The sequence below is a fragment of the Kitasatospora sp. NPDC057738 genome, assembly GCF_042798815.1.
Lineage (GTDB): Bacteria > Actinomycetota > Actinomycetes > Streptomycetales > Streptomycetaceae > Kitasatospora > Kitasatospora lactacystinica.
This window is the reverse complement of record NZ_JBHVJT010000041.1, coordinates 9,592-26,214: the sequence shown is the minus strand read 5'-3', so window position 1 is coordinate 26,214 and position 16,623 is coordinate 9,592. Positions and strand designations below refer to the sequence as shown.

Below are 16,623 nucleotides of genomic sequence, written 5' to 3'. Positions count from 1 at the left end.
CGGGTGGCGGATACTGACAGGCATGGCATACGACGATCTCCGCTCGTTTCTCCGGGCCCTCGACCGCGAGGGCGACCTCAAGCGCATCAAGGCGGAGGTGGACCCGCACCTGGAGATCGGCGAGATCGTCGACCGGGTGCAGAAGGCCAAGGGCCCGGCCCTGCTCTTCGAGAACGTCAAGGGCTCGTCGATGCCGCTGGCGATGAACGTCTTCGGCACCGAGCGGCGGCTGGCCAAGGCGCTCGGCCTCAAGGGCCCGGACGACATCTCCGAGAAGATCGCCGGCCTGCTCAAGCCCGAGCTGCCGCAGGGCTTCACCGGCTTCCGGGACGCCTTCGGCAAGCTCGCCTCGATGGCGCACGTCCCGCCCCGGCACGTGAAGTCCGGTGACGCCCCGGTGCAGGAGGTCGTGCTCACCGGCGACGACGTCGACCTGGACGCGCTGCCCGCCCTGTTCACCTGGCCGCTGGACGGCGGGTCCTTCTTCAACCTGGGCCTGACCCACACCAAGGACCCGGACAGCGGCATCCGCAACCTGGGCCTCTACCGGCTCCAGCGGCACGACCGCCGCACCATCGGCATGCACTGGCAGATCCACAAGGACAGCCGCAACCACTACGCGGTGGCGGCCAAGCGGGGCGAGCGCCTCCCGGTCGCGATCGCCTTCGGCTGCCCGCCGGCCGTCACCTACGCGGCCACCGCGCCGCTGCCCGGGGACATCGACGAGTACCTCTTCGCGGGCTTCATCGCCGGGGAGCGGGTCCGGATGGTCGACTGCAAGACGGTGCCGCTCCAGGTCCCGGCCGACGCCGAGGTGGTCGTGGAGGGCTGGCTGGAGCCCGGCGAGATGCTGCCCGAGGGCCCGTTCGGCGACCACACCGGCTTCTACACCCCGCAGGAGCCGTTCCCGGCGCTGAAGATCGACTGCGTGACGATGCGCCGCCGTCCGATCCTCCAGTCCATCGTGGTCGGCCGCCCGCCGACGGAGGACGGCCCGCTGGGCAAGTTCACCGAGCGGTTCTTCCTGCCGCTGCTGAAGATCATCATCCCGGACATCGTCGACTACGACCTGCCCGAGGCCGGCGGCTTCCACAACTGCGTGATCGTCTCGATCGACAAGAAGTACCCCAAGCACGCCCAGAAGACGATGCACGCGATCTGGGGCGCGCACATGATGTCGCTGACCAAGCTGATCATCGTGGTGGACTCCGACTGCGACGTGCACGACTACCAGGAAGTCGCCTGGCGGGCCTTCGGCAACGTCGACTACAGCCGCGACCTCACCGTGGTCGAAGGCCCGGTCGACCACCTGGACCACGCCTCGTACCAGCAGTTCTGGGGCGGCAAGGCCGGCATCGACGCGACCCGCAAGCTGCCCGAGGAGGGCTACACCCGCGACGGCGGCTGGCCGGAGATGGTCTCCTCGGACCCGGCCACGGCCGAGCTGGTGTCGCGCCGCTGGAAGGAGTACGGACTGTGAGCACGGCCGCCGCCGAGACCCCCGGGCGCACCAAGGCGTTCCTGCGCCTGGTGGCGTTCGAGCACTCGGTCTTCGCGCTCCCGTTCGCGTACATCGCCGCGCTGACGGCCATGTTCCTCGCCGACGGGCGGGTGCACTGGGGCGAACTGTTCGTCGTCACGGTCTGCATGGTCGGGCTGCGGACCTTCGCCATGGCGGCGAACCGGATCATCGACCGCGAGATCGACGCCCGGAACCCGCGCACCGCCACGCGCGAACTCGTCACCGGCGCGGTGTCGTTGAAGACCGCGTACGTCGGCTCGGCCGTCGCGCTGGTGGTCTTCCTCGGCGCGGCCGCGATGCTCAACCCGCTCTGCCTGGCGCTCGCGCCGATCGCCGTGGTGCCGATGGTGGTCTACCCGTACGGCAAGCGGTTCACGAACTTCCCGCAGGCGATCCTCGGCCTGGCCCAGGCGATGGGGCCGGTCGGCGCCTGGCTGGCGGTGACGGGCAGCTGGTCCTGGGACGCGGTCGTCCTCGGCGTGGCGGTCGGCATCTGGATCGGCGGCTTCGACCTGATCTACGCCTGCCAGGACGTCGAGTCCGACCGCGAGAACGGGGTCCGCTCGGTGCCCGCGCGCTACGGCGTCCCGGCGGCCATCCGCGGCGCGCGGGTGTGCCACCTCCTGACCACCCTCCTGCTGGGCTGGTTCGGGTTCCTGACGGACGCCGGCGTGGCCTTCTGGCTCGGTCTCGTGGTCGTCGCGGGCGCGTTCGTCTACGAGCACACCATCGTGAAGCCGAACGACCTGTCCAAGCTCAACCGGGCGTTCTTCCAGACCAACAGCTTCGTGGGGATCTCGCTGTTCTTCTTCGCCCTGGTGGACCTGGCCGTCCGCGGCCTCGGGATCTGACACCCGGGCAACCGCCGCGACGCGTACCGGCGTTACTGAACCGCCGGGCCGGGCGGGCCGGTTCAGCGGAACAGGGCGGCGTGGTCCGTCGCCCAGGCGTGGAAGCTGCGGGCGGGGTGGCCGGTGACGTCCCGGACCGTGGTGGTGGCCGGTTCGGGGGCGGAGAGGCGGGCGTGCACGAGGTCCAGGGCGCCGTCGACGGCGGCGGGGGCCCGGCCGGTGGCGGACAGCCGGCGGCGGGCGGTCTCGCGGGGGACCTCCTGCCAGGTGGCCGGGCGGCCCGCGGCAGCGCCGATGATCTCCACCTGCTCCGCCTGGGTGGGTGACTCCGGGCCGGTGAGGACGTACCGGGCCCCGTCGTGGCCGTCCTCGACCAGGGTGCGGACGGCGACCGCCGCGATGTCCCGCTCGTCCACCGGGTTCAGCCCGGCCGCGCCGCCGTAGCCCCGCACCACGCCCCCGGCCCTGATCTCCTCCGCCCACTGCAGCGCGGCGGCGAAGCCGTGCGCCCGCAGCACCGTGTGCCGTACCCCGCTGCCGGTGAGCAGTGCCTCGACCCCGCCCGCCGGCCGGCCGGGACCGGCCGGCGACAGGAGCACCACCCGCCCGACCTCCCGGGCCAGCACGCCGACCGCCTCCGTGGCCCCGTCCGCCGTCGGGAACGGCCACCCCAGCAGGACGGCCCCGGCGCCCCGCACCGCCGCCTCCAGCGACACCGGGGCGAGCAGGTCCCGCGGGGGCACTGTCCGCACCCGTACTCCGGAGGCCGCGAGCTGCAGCCCGACGTGCCGTCCGACCGCCCCGGAGACGCCGATCACCAGGACCCGGGACGTGCCGTCAACTCGCTCATCTGTCATGCATCGAACGTAAGCGAGAAGGATGAGACGCCCAATGCGTGCGGGTCTAGGGTCCATGCGTCAGCGTCTACCCGGCGCGTCCACCCGGCGCGTCCACCCGGGTGCGCGCCGGCCCGGTGCGCCGGGCCGGGCTCAGTTGTGCAGGAAGCCCTCCAGCGACACCGCCAGGGCCACCGGGGCCTCGTACATCGGGTAGTGCCCGCTGCCGCCGAGCTCCTCCAGCTCGGCGTTGGGGTAGTGGGAGAGGAAGGTGCCGCGCATCACCTCGGCGGTGAGGGCGAGGTCGTGCTCGCCGACGATCACCTTGACCGGCACCGGGTTGCCGTCGATCCGGCGCTGGAGGTCGGCCGTCGCCCAGTCGCGGACGTAGCCGCCGAAGGCCTCCGGGGTGGACAGCCGCAGGGACTGGTCGACCATGCGGTCGAGCCAGACCCGGCCGGCCCGCTGTCCGGTGACCAGGTCCAGGATGGCGAAGCGCTTCTCCCGGTCCTCGGCGGCGCCGTAGAACAGCGCCTCGCCCGCTTCGTCCAGGGGGTACGCCCCGGCCGGCACCGGGGCCAGGCCGACCAGCTTGCGCACCCGCAGCGGCGCCTCGGCGAGCACCTGCTGGGCCGCCTTGCCGCCCATCGAGTGGCCCACCAGCGAGAAGCGGTCCCAGCCGAGCTGGTCGGCCAGGGCGAGCGCGTCGGAGGCGATCTCGGCGAGGGTGTACGCGCCGGGGACGTCCTTGCGCCGCCCGTAGCCGCGGTAGTCGAGGAAGGCGTAGCTGAAGGCGTCGCCGTCGAGGTAGTCGAGGAACGGGCCCCAGCCCTCGCTGGTGCCGAACCAGTCGTGCAGGACCAGGACGTGGTGGTCGCCGGTGCCGGTCGAGCGGTGAGGGATCGTCATGCCAACGGTCGTTCCCCGCGAACCGCCCGTCCGAACGGACGGTGCGCGGGGGACGGGCGGCCGCCGCTCGCCGAGAGGCCCTGGTGCCGGGCGGCGCCCCGCACCGTGGGTCTCACCCGGTCGAGTGAACTCAGGCGTCGCGCCGGGCGAAGGCCGGGGCGTGCTCGGGGAGCGGGCCGAAGGCGATCAGGCGGGACAGCAGCAGCGGGAAGCCGGGGACGTACCGGGCGAGCCGCACCAGCCGGGTGGGCGGGCCGGCCTGCCGGCCGGTGAGGACCGGCTCGAACATCACGTGGTGCAGGACCTGCTGCACCCCCTGCATGATCACGGTCGGCCGCCACCGGCGGTGCTGGACCCGGGCCAGGGCCGCCACGGTCGGGCGTCCGCGCCGCAGCGGTCCGGCGAGCAGGGTGGCGGCCGCGACGGCGTCCTGGATCGCGAGGTTGATGCCCACTCCGCCGGCCGGGGACATCGCGTGGGCGGCGTCGCCGATCAGCAGCAGCCCGTCCCGGTGCCAGCGGTTCAGCCGGTTGAGCCTGACGTCGAGCAGGTGGACGTCGTCGAGGCCGGCCAGCCGGTCGACCCGGTCGGCGTACTGGGGCAGCAGTTCGGCGATCCGGGCGCGGAACCGTTCGATGCCCTCGGCGCGCAGCTGCGGGTCGGCGCCCTTGGCGCGGAAGTAGGCGATCTGGAAGTAGTCGGCCCGGGCGAAGCTCAACGCCAGGTCGCCGTGGCCGAAGCCGGGGACGAGGCTGGGCGGCAGGGCCTGCTCGTGGGTGTGCCGGGGCAGCCGGAACCACCAGGTGTCGAAGGGCACCGGGAACTCCTCGGGCACCAGGCCCGCCGCCCGGCGCAGGGTGGAGTGCCGGCCGTCGGCGGCGACGGTGAGGTCGGCGTGGAGCTCGCCCTCCTCGCCGTCCCGGGTGCGGTACCGGACGCCGGTCACCCGGCCGGCGCCGTCCCGGAGCAGGCCGGTCGCCTCGGTGTTCATCCGCAGGGTGAAGGCGGGTTCCCGCCCGGCCTCCTCGACCAGGAAGTTCAGCAGGTCCCACTGCGGGATCATGGCGATGTAGTTGTACGGGGGCCGCAGCCGCTCGTAGGCGCTCAGTGCGACGGGGCCGGCGTCGGGCGTCCGGACGATCAGGTTGCCGAGGCGGCTCTGCGGCAGGGCGGCGAACTTCCGGCCGAGGCCGAGTTCGTCCATCAGCCGCACGGTGGAGGCGTGGACGGTGTCGCCGCGGAAGTCGCGCAGGAAGTCCCGGTGCTTCTCCAGCACGGTCACCTCGACGCCGGCGCGTGCCAGCAGCAGGCCCAGCATCATTCCGGCCGGCCCGCCTCCGGAGATCACGACGCTCATGGCTCTCCCCTTTCAGTGTTCGATCGATCACTGTCCGTGTGGAACCTGCCTTTACAGAGTCTCTGGAACCGTTCCAGATGTCAAGCAGTACGATGCTCCACATGAAGGAGCTGGTGACGGCCGCCCTCGCGGCGGCGAAGGAACGGGGCCAGGACGTCGCCGACGTCCCGCTGACGGCGATCGCCACGACGGCCGGGATCTCCCGCAGCACGCTGCTGCGCCGGCTCGGCGGCTCCCGGGCCGCGCTGGACGAGGCGGTCCGGGAGGCGGGGGTCGACCCGGGCGGTCGGCCGCCGGTGCGCGAGCGCGCGATCGAGGCGGCGGCGCTGCTGGTGGCCGAGCGGGGCCTGGCCGGGGTCACCCTGGACGCGGTGGCGGACCGGGCGGACTGCTCGCTGCCCAGCCTGCACACCGTCTTCGAGGGGCGGGACGGCCTGCTCGCCGCGGTCTTCGAGCGGCACTCCGCGCTGCCCGGCCTGGAGGCCCTCGCCGCCGACCCGCCGGAGCGCCTGGAGGACACCGTCCGGGCGCTGCACACCACCTTCGTCGCGGCCTTCGCGCACGAGCCGCGGATCGTCCCGGCGGTCTTCGCCGACCTGCTCGGCCGGCCGGACGGCCCCGCCGCCCGGGTGGTGGCCGCCAACCTGCCGCGGACGCTCGACAGCCTCGACCGGCTGCTGCGGCCGCACGTGCGGGCCGGCCGGCTGAGACCGCTGCCCACCCCGGTGCTGATCCAGCTGCTGCTCGGCCCGCTGCTCAACCACGTCCTGATGCGGCCGGTGCTGGAGCCCGCCCTGGGGGCCGGGCTGCCCTCGATGGACGAGATCGTCGACATCTTCGTCGACGCCTACCTGCGGGCGGTCGCCGTCCCTGCGGCGGGATCCGGGAGCGACGGCGACGCCCCCTGAGGGGGGCCGTGATCGGCAGGCCGCGGCGCCCGGTCCGCGGCCACCCGGCCCACCCCGCTTAGGAGATCCGCCGGATCCGCCGCACCGCGAGGAACACCAGCAGTGCGGTCAGGGCGAGGAACAGCCCCGACTCGATCCCCTGGAAGGTCCAGAACCGGTCGGAGGGCTGGTACTCCAGCGCGTTGGTGTACGGCCCGGCGCCGAAGCCGTGCTCGGCCATGTTCCTGGCGCAGTCGGCGGCCCCCGGGTCCGTGGCCGGCGGGCAGCCGATCTGCCCGTCGTGCAGCACGGTCTCGCCGGCGCCGTTGCGCACCACCTGGTCGAAGACCCAGTCCCCGGCATAGCGGTTGGGGAGCAGTCCGCTCTCCGCCGCGTACGTGGCCGTCTTCGCCGGGAGGAGGTACGGGCGGACCGCCGTCTCGACCAGGACGCGCACCGCGGCGAACGCGGCGAGCGAGATCCCCATCGCGGGCAGCACCTTGCGGGCCGCCGTGCCGGTGTACACGCCGAGCGCCACCGCGAACAGGGTGTACGCGATCGGGGCGACGCCCTGGACGTCGAAGCTCAGGTAGCCCAGCCGGCCCTGGCCGGTGGCCGCGAAGGGGCCGAACCACCAGGCCACGCCCAGCGCGTACGCGACCGCGAGCAGCACCGCGGCGCCGCCCACCAGTCCGAACTTGGCGAGCACCCAGTGCCGCCGGCTGATCCCCTGGGTCCACACCAGGCGGTGGGTGCCGTTCTCCACCTCGCGGGCGACCAGCGGCGCGCCGAAGAACAGTCCGACCAGCACCGGCAGCAGGACGAACAGGACGGCGACGTAGAGGAGTCCGCCGTACTGGTTCTGGAAGCGCTGGTTGAGGCCCTCGCAGCCGCCGGCCCCGGTCAGCAGGCTCTCGTGGCCGAGCTTGGCGAGGCAGGAGCCGAGGCCGCTGCGGTCGAGGGCGCCGCGCATCGCGAGGCCGGTGGGCACCATCACGGCGGCCAGTGCGGCCAGCGCGGCGAGCGTCCAGAACAGTTGCTTGCGGTGCTGGCGCCAGATCAGCCAGGTCATGCCGCCACCTCCGGGGAGAACCGGGTGTCGCCCGCGCCCAGGTAGGCGAGGACGAGGTCCTCCAGGGTCACCGGGTGGACGGTCCAGACGTTCTCGTCCACCGGCCCGTCGGTGCGCACCAGCAGGGTGGACTGGCGCTCGGTGTGGCTGGCCTGGATGACGGCGGCCACTCCCGGTACGGACTCCGTGCCGGTCCGGGGGCCGGTGATCCGGCAGTGCTCGGCGAGCAAGTCGTCCACCGCACCCGTCAGTTGGACCTGTGCGGTGTTCAGGACGACCAGGTGGTCGCAGACCCGTTCCAGGTCGGCGAGCAGGTGCGAGGAGAGCAGCACGGTGGTGCCGCTCTCGGCGACGGCGCCCATCAGTTCCTGCATGAACGCGTGCCGGGCCAGGGGGTCGAGGGCGGCCACCGGCTCGTCCAGCAGCAGCAGCCGGGGCTGCTTGGCGAGCGCCAGGGCCAGTGCCACCTGGGCGCGTTGGCCGCCGGACAGCCGGCCGACCGGCTTGTCGAGGGGGATGCCGAGGCGGGTCAGCCGGTCGCGGGCGGGGGCGGCCTCCCAGCGTTGGTTGAGCTTGCCGCCCATGGTGATCAGCTCGTCCCCGGTGAAGTCCGGGTAGAGCGGGGTGTCCTGGGCGACGAATCCGATCCCGGCCAGTGCCGCGACGCCCTGCCGGGGGTCGCGGCCGAACACCCGGACCTCGCCGGCGTCCGGTTCGAGCAGTCCGACGGCCAGGTGCAGCAGGGTGGACTTGCCCGCCCCGTTCGGGCCGACCAGTGCGGCGATCCGTCCGGCCGGGAGCTGGAGCGAGCAGCCCTCCAGTGCCCATGCCTTGCCGTACCGCTTGCCCAATTCGCGTGCTTCCAGCGCGACTTCCGTCATGTCTTCCCCCTGTTGAGTGTTGCCCGCATCGTGGTGTCGATCAGCGCGGCGATGTCCTCGTGGGCGAGTCCGGCGGTCTCGGCCTTGCGCAGCCAGGCCACCAGGTCCTCGCGCAACTCGGCCTGGTTGGCCAGCGCGGGGCCGGCCAGCGTGCCGACCAGGAAGGTCCCCACGCCGGGCCGGCCCTCGGCGAGCCCCTCCAACTCCAGTTCCCGGTAGGCCTTGAGGACGGTGTTGGGGTTGATCGCCAGGGTGCGCGCCACCTCGCGGACCTTCGGTAGTTGGTCGCCGGGCCGGGCCAGTCCGACCCGCAGGGCCTGCTTCACCTGGAGCACGAGTTGCATGTAGGTGGCGACCCGCGAGCGGCTGTCGAGGACGAACTCGATCACTAGTTGTTCTCCTGTCTTATGACAGTAAGACAGGATGGGCGAGCGAAGGTCAAGTCGTCAATCGGAGAAAGGTGTTGACGAACAGTAGGTTGTACGCGAAAGGCCGCGGTCAGCCCAGGAGCAGCCGGTCGCCGACCCGCAGGCGACCCGGGGCGGCGACCTCGGCGAGCGCGTCCAGCCGCCCGTCGTGGGCGTGCACGACGGCCTTGAGGATCTCGGGCGCGTGCGGAAGTCCGGGCTGCGGGGCACCCGTCATCGCGCAGCGCTCGCTGGAGGCGACGAAGGAGAGCCGGGCACTGCCGGGGGCCTCGCCGGACGCCTGGCGGCCGAGCCAGGCGTCCTCGACGAACGGCGGGGTGCCGGGCGGGGTGCGCAGCACGATGTTGGGGCGGAACCGGCGCTCGTCGATCACGGCGAAGGGGACGGCCTCGCGGACCCAGTCCAGGGTGGCGGTGCTGAGCACGCTGACCGGCAGCCGGTCGAAGTGCGACACGGCGTCCTCGCGGGCGAGTTCGACGTCCTCGCGCTGGAGGTACGCGCGCAGGAAGGCGTTCGGCCGGTCGACCGGGCGGCCGAGCGGATCGAACAGTTCGGGGCCGTCGATCCGGTGGCCGAGTCGGGCGGAGAGGCGGAGCAGGCCGTCCATCCGGCGGAAGCGGCGGGTGTTCTTGCCCGAGCCGAGCTTCCCGGCCGCGTCGCGGACGGCGTAGAGGCGGTCGCCGGCCAGGCCGCGTCCGTCCACCTCGACGGAGTCGAGCCGCTCGCCGCCGGTGGACTTCACGGGGTAGCGCCAGAGTCGCTCGATCACTCCGATGATCTCAGCCATGGCCGGAAAGCGTACTGGCGTTGACGGGGGATGGTCTAGACCAAGTCCCGGGAGTCTACTCGCCGGTTCAGCCCAGCCGGGCCACCGCCCGCACGGGTGCGCCGTCCGCCGCGACCAGCCGCAGCGGGAACAGCGAGACCTCCACCGGCAGGCCGGCCTCCTGGGCAGCCAGCAGCGGCCGCAGGTCGGTCAGGTTCTCGGCGATCACCCCGCCGCCGGACGCCCCCAGCAGCACCCGGTGGGCGGCCAGCGTCGGCTCCTCGGCGGTGCCGTGGTCGTGCTCGTCGGTGAGGTCGGCGAGCAGGGCGGCCACCGTGGGATCGCCCGGGCCCGGGTCGGGGGTCGGGTCGACGCTGAGCGCGTCCACCCCGACCGTCCGCACCCCGGCGGCGACGATCGCCTCGGCGGCGGCGGGGGTCAGGCTGGGGTGGGCGAGGTAGGCGTCGGTGCCCCAGTGCCGGGCCCAGCCGGTGGCCAGCAGCAGGACGGTCCCCTCGGCGGCCCGCTCCAGCGCGGGCGCCAGCAGCTCGGGGGTGACGGCCGTCCGGGGCTCCAGCCCGCGCAGGTCGGCGACCACGGCCGGGCCGGTGAACCGCTCCAGCGGCAGCCCGTCCAGGGTCGGCCAGGTGACGTCCACGTGGTACGGCGCGTCCACGTGCGTCCCGGACTGCGAGCCGAGGTGCAGGGCCAGCACGTTCACCCCGGCGGTGGCGGTGGTGAGCGCGGGCTCCAGCAGGACGGCCGGGTCGCCGGGGTAGACGGGCATCGCGGTGGTCACCTGATGGGTGAGGTCGACGAGGGTCGCTGCCATGCGGCCCATCCTTCCAGGGGTCGGGGCTCCTGGACCCCCTCCCGGCCGGCCCGGGCCGAACGCGCAGGTCGAGGCGGGTCAGAATTGCCCCATGGGAACTGCGAAGCGTCAGCCGTGGGTGGTCGGGGTCTCGGGCGCGTCGGGGACGCCGTACGCGGCCTCGGTGATCCGCGCGCTGCTGGCCGCCGGCGAGGCGGTGGACCTGATCGTCAGCCGCGCCGCCCGGCTCACCATCCTGGACGAGACCGGCATCTCCTTCCGGGACGCCCACTGGCGCGCCGACCTGGCCGCCTGGCTCGGGAGCGACCGGGGCCTGGACGACGTCCGCTACTGGCCCGCCGGGGACTTCGCGGCCGGCCCGTCCAGCGGCTCCTACCCGGCCAAGGGCATGCTCGTGGTGCCCGCGACCACCGGCGCGGTGGCCGGGATCGCGCTCGGCCTGAGCAAGGACCTGCTGCAGCGCGTGGCCAGCGTCACCCTCAAGGAGCGCCGCCCGCTCGTCGTCTGCGTGCGCGAGACACCACTCAACGGGGTGACGTTGAAGCACTTGGTGGAGCTCGACGCGCAGGGGGCGGTCGTCCTGCCCGCTTCGCCCGGTTTCTACGCCGGCGGCTCCACCGTGCGCGAGCTCGTGGATTTCGTGGCCGGACGGGTGCTGGACGCCGTCGACGTGCCGCATTCCCTGTACCTGCGCTGGGAGGGGGAGTTGGGCGCGGCCGCCCGCAGGACGGCCGGCGGCGACGGCGCTCCGGCTGAGGGGGAGTAAGGAGACCGGGGGCGGGAGAGTATCTTCTCTGCGATATCCGGGTCGGTCGGCGCAGGGCGCCTTTGAATCCGGATAATGATCTGTGGGTCTGGCGAGGTTCGGAAGGACGCGGACGGTATATGGACACGGTGGACAGACAGCTCATCCAGGCGCTCCGGGAGAACGGCCGCGCGTCCTACGCCGAGTTGGGCCGCCTGGTCGGGCTCTCCGGCCCGAGCGTCACGGACCGGATCAACCGCCTGGAGCAGGCCGGGGTCATCACCGGCTACCGGGCGACGGTCAACCCGGCCTCGCTCGGCTTCGGCGTGACGGCCCTGATCGGCCTTCAGCTCACCGACGCCGCGGACCACGAGGACGTGGCGTTCCGGCTGAAGGACCTCAACGAGGTCGAGGACTGCTGGTTCATCGCCGGTGACGACTCGTACATGCTGAAGGTCCGGGTGGCCGACGTGGCCGGCCTGGAATCGGTGGTCAAGCGGATCTCGGGCACGAAGGGCGTGGCCCGAACCCGTACCACCGTCGTACTCTCCACGAAGTGGGAAAACCGGGTGAGTGAACTTCCTCCTGTAGGAGAGTGACGCATGGCGCTGGTCGGTCTGGAGGAGCTGCGGGCGGCTCGGCAGCGGATCGCGGGGGTCGCCGTGCGCACCCCACTGGTCCCCGCCCCCTGGGCGGCCGAGGGGGAACGGCGGCTCTGGCTGAAGCCCGAGAACCTCCAGCCGACCGGGGCGTTCAAGACCCGCGGCGCCTACAACCGGCTGGCCGCGCTCACCGAGGACGAGCGCGCCCGGGGCGTGGTCGCCCAGTCCAGCGGCAACCACGCGCAGGCGGTGGCGTACGCGGCCCGGACGCTCGGCATCAAGGCCGTGATCGTGATGCCGGACACCTCGCCCGCGGTGAAGGTGGAGGCCACCCGCTCGTTCGGCGCCGAGGTGATCCTGGTCGCGCCGGAGGAGCGGGACACCCTGCCCGCCGAGCTGGCCGGGAAGCACGGCTACGTCTGGGTCCCGCCGTACGACGACCCGTTCATCATCGCGGGCCAGGGCACGGTCGGCCTGGAGATCGCCGAGGACGCCCCGGCCGAGCTGGACACCGTCCTGGTGCCGGTCAGCGGCGGCGGCCTGATCGGCGGGACGGCGGCCGCGCTCAAGCTCACCCGCCCCGGCATCCGGGTGATCGGCGTGGAGCCCGAGCTGGCCGCCGACGCCCGGGCCAGCCTGCGGGCCGGCCGCCGGGTCGAGTGGCCGGTCGCCGACACCTACCGGACCATCGCGGACGGGCTGCGCACCCCGTCGCTCGGCGTGCTGCCGTTCGAGCACGTCACCGCCTACGTGGACGACATCGTCACCGTCACCGAGGACGAGATCCGCGCCACCGTGGCCGTGCTGGCCCGCCGCGGCCGGCTGGTCGCCGAGCCCTCCGGGGCGGTCGCACCGGCCGCCTACTTCCACCGCGCCGCCGAGACCGGGGGCCAGGCGGTGGCGGCCGTGGTCAGCGGCGGCAACATCGACCCGACACTGCTCGCCGAGCTGCTCTCGGCATAGGCGTACGCTCATTCCGGCAAGGAATCGAATGTCGGAGGAGGCGGGTCACCGCATGGACGCAGGGCTCAAGCGCGAGCTGGAGGCGAAGGTCTACGCGGGTGAGCGGCTGACCCGCGAGGACGGGATCGCGCTCTACGAGAGCGACGACCTGGCCTGGCTGGGCGGGCTGGCCCACCACGTGCGGACGCGGAAGAACGGCGACGTCGTCCACTTCAACGTCAACCGCCACCTCAACATGACCAACGTGTGCAACGCGTCCTGCGCGTACTGCTCGTTCCAGCGCAAGCCGGGCGAGAAGGACGCGTACACGATGCGCATCGAGGAGGCCGTCCGCCTCGCCAAGGCGATGGAGGTCGAGTCCCTCACCGAGCTGCACATCGTGAACGGCCTGCACCCGACCCTGCCGTGGCGCTACTACCCGCGCTCGCTGCGGGAGCTGAAGGCGGCGCTGCCGAACGTCTCGCTGAAGGCCTTCACCGCCACCGAGATCCACTGGTTCGAGAAGATCAGCGGCCTGTCCGCCGACGAGATCATGGACGAGCTGATCGACGCCGGCCTGGAGTCGCTGACCGGCGGCGGCGCGGAGATCTTCGACTGGGAGGTCCGCCAGCACATCGTCGACCACGACACCCACTGGGAGGACTGGTCGCGGATCCACCGCCTCGCGCACAGCAAGGGCCTCAAGACGCCGGCCACCATGCTGTACGGCCACATCGAGGAGCCCCGCCACCGGGTGGACCACGTGCTGCGGCTGCGCGAGCTCCAGGACGAGACCGGCGGCTTCCAGGTCTTCATCCCGCTGCGCTACCAGCACGACTTCCACGACTCCAAGGACGGCGTCGTGCGCAACAAGCTGATGGCCCGCACCGAGATGGCCACCGGCGCCGAGGCGCTGAAGACCTTCGCGGTCTCCCGGCTGCTCTTCGACAACGTCCCGCACGTCAAGGTCTTCTGGGTGATGCACGGCGTCGCCACCGCCCAGCTGGCGCTCAGCCACGGCGCGGACGACATGGACGGTTCGGTGGTCGAGTACAAGATCACCCACGACGCGGACAACTTCGGCACCCCGAACAAGCTCGGCCGCGACGACCTGCTCGGGCTGATCCGCGACGCGGGCTTCCGCCCGGTGGAGCGCAACACCCGCTACGAGGTCATCCGCGAGTACGACGGCCCGGACCCGATGCGCCGTGAGTCCCCGCAGGCGATGCGCCTCTGACCCCGTTCCGGTCTTCGAAGTCCTCCGCCGCCCCGGCCGTCCGTCGGCCCGGGCGGCGGTTGTCTTCACGGCCTCCGCACGGGGCCCGGGTTTACCAACGGGTACGGCGTTTGGCAGGATCGACGGCATGTCCGGTTCTGATCGCGCCACCGCGTACCCGCCGCACCAGCCGACGCAGGAGCCGGTCGACCTGATGCCGCAGCAGCAGTACGAGAGCTTCCAGCCGTACCGGCAGCCGGTTCAGCAGGACGCCTACTACGGCGAGTACCAGCCGTACGAGCAGGCCCCTGACGGGTACTACGAGGCGTACCGGCAGCCGTTCCAGCCGTACGGGGCCGAACCCGTCCAGTACCCGGCCGAGCCGGGCTACGAGGCCGAGTCGGTCTACCGGGCCGAGCCCGTTCACGAAGCCGTGCCCGAGGGCCGCTACGAGCCCGTGCCCGAGGCCCGTTACGAGCCCGTGCCCGACGCCCGTTACGAGCCCGTCCACGAACCCGTGCCCGAGGCCCGCTACGAGGCCGCGCCCGTGGTGCTCGCCGCCGCGCCCGTGGCGGGTGGCCGGACGGCCGCGCGGGGACGGCGGCGCAAGGCCAAGCAGAAACGTCACGGCAAGGCCGTGATGGCCGGCACCGCGCTGCTGGTCGCCGCCACCGCCGGCTGGTACGCCGTCGGCCAGGACGGCGCCAAGCCCGGCATCACCGCCGCCGACGGCCCCGGCCCGGATGGCGTCAGCAAGCCCGACCAGCCCGGGCCGGCACCCGCGGCCGCCCAGGCCGCCTCCGACCGGCAGGCCGCGGCCCCGGCCGCCGACCGCAGCCAGACCCGTACGGACGGCTCGGTCGCCGCGATACCCGGCCTCGGCGCGAAGTTCACCGCGCAGATACCCGCCGAGACCACCCAGGTCGTGGTCGCCTCCGGCCAGGACAGGAACACCGACAAGAACGCCGTCACCCTCTGGACCCGCACCTCCGAGGGCCGCTGGCTGGCCGGCGAGACCTGGCAGGGCCACAACGGCAAGAACGGCTGGACCACCGACCACAACGAGGGCGACCTGCGCAGCCCGATCGGCGTGTTCAACCTCACCGACGCGGGCGGCCGCAAGGCGGACCCGGGCAGCAAGCTCCCGTACGACAAGGACCCGAGCTTCGTGGTCTCCGGCACGGGCTTCTTCGGGGACCAGCTGGCCGGCTCCTTCGACTACGTGGTCGCGATCAACTACAACCGGGTCGCCGGCAACTCCCCGCTCGACACGCGCCGCCCGATGGGCTCCAAGAAGGGCGGCGGCATCTGGCTCCACGTGGACCACGACGGCCCGACCCACGGCTGCGTGTCGATCCCCGAGGACAAGATGGCCCAGCTGATCCGCACCCTGGACCCGGCGGCCCACCCGGTCATCGTGATGGGCGACACCGCCGCGCTGGCCGCCTGACCTCGGCGTACGCGGAACCCGGGCCCCCCAAGGCCCCTTGTCCACCTCCTACAGATCGAGGGGGCGGATCCTGTCGCCGGTCATACCATGCTGACCAGCGGGTAACCCGGTTCCATGGCAGTATGAGCGGTTCTCGCATTGTGGCACTCGGGCACTACCAGCCCCCCAAGGTCCTCTCCAACGCCGACCTGGCGGGGCTCGTCGACACCGACGACGAGTGGATCCGCACCCGTGTGGGCATCCGCACCCGGCACATCGCCGAGGAGGAGAGCCTGGTCGACCTCGCCACCGAGGCGGCGCAGAAGGCCCTCGCCAACAGCGGCCGGACCGCCGAGGAGATCGACCTCGTCGTGGTCGCCACCTGCACCGCGATCGAGCGCAGCCCCAACACCGCCGCCGCGGTGGCCGCCCGGCTGGGCGTGCGCTCGCCCGCCGCGTACGACATCAACACGGTCTGCTCCGGCTTCTCGTACGCCCTGGCCACCGCCGACCACGCGATCCGGGCCGGCTCGGCCCGCCGCGCCCTGGTGATCGGCGCCGAGCGGATGTCCGACACGCTCGACTGGACCGACCGCTCCACCTGCGTGATCTTCGGCGACGGCGCCGGCGCCGCGGTGATCGAGGCCCAGGAGGAGGGCGGCGAGCCCGGCATCGGGCCGGTGGTCTGGGGCTCCGAGCCGGAGCGGGGCGACGCCGTGGTGATCACCGGCTGGGACCCGGTGATCAGCCAGCAGGGCCAGGCGGTCTTCCGCTGGGCCACCACCCAGCTCGCCCCGCTGGCCCGCCAGGCCTGCGAGCGGGCCGGGATCGACCCGTCCGAGCTGAAGGGCTTCGTCCCGCACCAGGCCAACCTGCGGATCATCGACACGATCGCCCGCAAGCTGGGGCTCGGCGAGGACGCGGTGGTGGCCCGGGACGTGGTCCACTCGGGCAACACCTCGGCCGCCTCCATCCCGCTGGCCTTCTCCAAGCTGGTCGAGCGCGGCGAGCTCTCGCCCGGCGACCCGGTCCTGCTCTTCGGCTTCGGCGGGGGCCTGGCCTACGCCGGCCAGGTCGTGCGCTGCCCCTGACCCCACGGCGCCGCACGGCCCCCTGAACGGCTCCGCAAGGGCCCCGGAACGGCAGCACGGCGCCGTCCCGGGGCCGCACCCCTCCGAACCCCGGACATGCCGGTGGGGGGGGGGGGGGGTTGTGGGGGGGGGGGGCCGTGGGGGTTGGGCGGGGGGGGGGGGTGGGGGGGGGGTCGGCCTCTCCTTTTTTCTCCCCCCCCCCCCACGCCGTGCCAGCCGTGCCGCTCCGCGAGCCGGACCACGCCGGCCGCGCCGAG

The 16,623-nt window shown here is 73.0% G+C and carries 17 protein-coding genes; 9 read left to right on the top strand and 8 right to left on the bottom strand.

All coding sequences use genetic code 11. From position 1 onward, the window contains the following. The first annotated feature begins 22 nt into the window (after positions 1-22). Positions 23-1,480 (top strand): menaquinone biosynthesis decarboxylase, encoded by a 1,458-nt coding sequence (locus ACFVGO_RS22280; protein WP_359902835.1) that lies wholly within the window; start codon positions 23-25, stop codon positions 1,478-1,480. After that, positions 1,477-2,373 (top strand): menaquinone biosynthesis prenyltransferase MqnP, encoded by an 897-nt coding sequence (gene mqnP, locus ACFVGO_RS22275; protein ID WP_359902838.1) that lies wholly within the window; start codon positions 1,477-1,479, stop codon positions 2,371-2,373. Before ACFVGO_RS22280 ends, mqnP begins: the two co-directional genes overlap by 4 nt. 62 nt (positions 2,374-2,435) lie before the next feature. Here the strand turns inward: mqnP and ACFVGO_RS22270 are convergent, their stop codons facing one another. The 3 genes from ACFVGO_RS22270 to ACFVGO_RS22260 all read right to left on the bottom strand — a co-directional run bounded on the left by ACFVGO_RS22270 (position 2,436) and on the right by ACFVGO_RS22260 (position 5,475). Then, positions 2,436-3,230, bottom strand: coding sequence for a hypothetical protein (locus ACFVGO_RS22270; RefSeq protein WP_380633571.1), 795 nt, complete (start codon positions 3,228-3,230; stop codon positions 2,436-2,438). A 132-nt stretch (positions 3,231-3,362) separates the two neighbouring features. After that, positions 3,363-4,118 carry an alpha/beta hydrolase gene (locus tag ACFVGO_RS22265; RefSeq protein ID WP_359902844.1) on the bottom strand — a complete coding sequence of 252 codons (756 nt, stop codon included), beginning with the start codon at positions 4,116-4,118 and terminating at the stop codon, positions 3,363-3,365. 130 nt (positions 4,119-4,248) lie between these two features. Beyond that, positions 4,249-5,475, bottom strand: a complete 1,227-nt coding sequence (locus tag ACFVGO_RS22260) for an FAD-dependent oxidoreductase (RefSeq protein WP_380351299.1) — start codon at positions 5,473-5,475, stop codon at positions 4,249-4,251. Positions 5,476-5,576: 101 nt separating this feature from the next. Between ACFVGO_RS22260 and ACFVGO_RS22255 the strand changes: the two genes are divergently transcribed. Next, on the top strand, positions 5,577-6,383 hold the full coding sequence (locus ACFVGO_RS22255) for a TetR/AcrR family transcriptional regulator (RefSeq protein ID WP_380351301.1): 807 nt from the start codon (positions 5,577-5,579) through the stop codon (positions 6,381-6,383). 58 nt (positions 6,384-6,441) lie between these two features. Here ACFVGO_RS22255 and ACFVGO_RS22250 read toward each other — a convergent pair whose 3' ends face one another. The 5 genes from ACFVGO_RS22250 to ACFVGO_RS22230 form a co-directional block, all read right to left on the bottom strand. Further along, positions 6,442-7,434, bottom strand: coding sequence for an ABC transporter permease subunit (locus tag ACFVGO_RS22250; protein ID WP_359902852.1), 993 nt, complete (start codon positions 7,432-7,434; stop codon positions 6,442-6,444). Further along, positions 7,431-8,315: an ABC transporter ATP-binding protein gene (locus tag ACFVGO_RS22245; protein ID WP_380351303.1), complete on the bottom strand. Its 885-nt coding sequence runs from the start codon at positions 8,313-8,315 to the stop codon at positions 7,431-7,433. Before ACFVGO_RS22245 ends, ACFVGO_RS22250 begins: the two co-directional genes overlap by 4 nt. Continuing rightward, a complete protein-coding gene (locus tag ACFVGO_RS22240) occupies positions 8,312-8,659 on the bottom strand; it encodes a GntR family transcriptional regulator (RefSeq protein WP_380351318.1) in 348 nt (115 codons plus the stop codon). Before ACFVGO_RS22240 ends, ACFVGO_RS22245 begins: the two co-directional genes overlap by 4 nt. Positions 8,660-8,813: 154 nt before the next feature. Continuing rightward, complete coding sequence (locus ACFVGO_RS22235) at positions 8,814-9,530, bottom strand: MOSC domain-containing protein (protein ID WP_359902861.1); 717 nt, start codon at positions 9,528-9,530, stop codon at positions 8,814-8,816. A 67-nt stretch (positions 9,531-9,597) separates the two neighbouring features. Beyond that, entirely contained in the window at positions 9,598-10,341 is a 744-nt protein-coding gene (locus tag ACFVGO_RS22230; RefSeq protein WP_359902864.1) for a cyclase family protein, read from the bottom strand. Between the two features lie 91 nt (positions 10,342-10,432). On the opposite strand from ACFVGO_RS22230, the gene ACFVGO_RS22225 reads away from it, so the two are divergent. The 6 genes from ACFVGO_RS22225 (at position 10,433) to ACFVGO_RS22200 (ending at position 16,366) form a co-directional block, all read left to right on the top strand. Next, complete coding sequence (locus ACFVGO_RS22225) at positions 10,433-11,107, top strand: UbiX family flavin prenyltransferase (protein ID WP_359902867.1); 675 nt, start codon at positions 10,433-10,435, stop codon at positions 11,105-11,107. Positions 11,108-11,226: 119 nt separating this feature from the next. Further along, positions 11,227-11,685, top strand: coding sequence for an Lrp/AsnC family transcriptional regulator (locus ACFVGO_RS22220; protein WP_030055719.1), 459 nt, complete (start codon positions 11,227-11,229; stop codon positions 11,683-11,685). Between the two features lie 3 nt (positions 11,686-11,688). Beyond that, positions 11,689-12,651 (top strand): threonine/serine dehydratase, encoded by a 963-nt coding sequence (locus ACFVGO_RS22215; RefSeq protein ID WP_359902870.1) that lies wholly within the window; start codon positions 11,689-11,691, stop codon positions 12,649-12,651. 52 nt (positions 12,652-12,703) lie between these two features. Further along, a complete protein-coding gene (mqnE, locus tag ACFVGO_RS22210) occupies positions 12,704-13,867 on the top strand; it encodes an aminofutalosine synthase MqnE (protein WP_359902873.1) in 1,164 nt (387 codons plus the stop codon). Positions 13,868-13,994: 127 nt separating this feature from the next. Beyond that, on the top strand, positions 13,995-15,296 hold the full coding sequence (locus ACFVGO_RS22205; RefSeq protein WP_380633566.1) for a L,D-transpeptidase family protein: 1,302 nt from the start codon (positions 13,995-13,997) through the stop codon (positions 15,294-15,296). Between the two features lie 122 nt (positions 15,297-15,418). Next, positions 15,419-16,366, top strand: coding sequence for a beta-ketoacyl-ACP synthase III (locus tag ACFVGO_RS22200; RefSeq protein WP_380351308.1), 948 nt, complete (start codon positions 15,419-15,421; stop codon positions 16,364-16,366). Positions 16,367-16,623 lie beyond the last annotated feature (257 nt).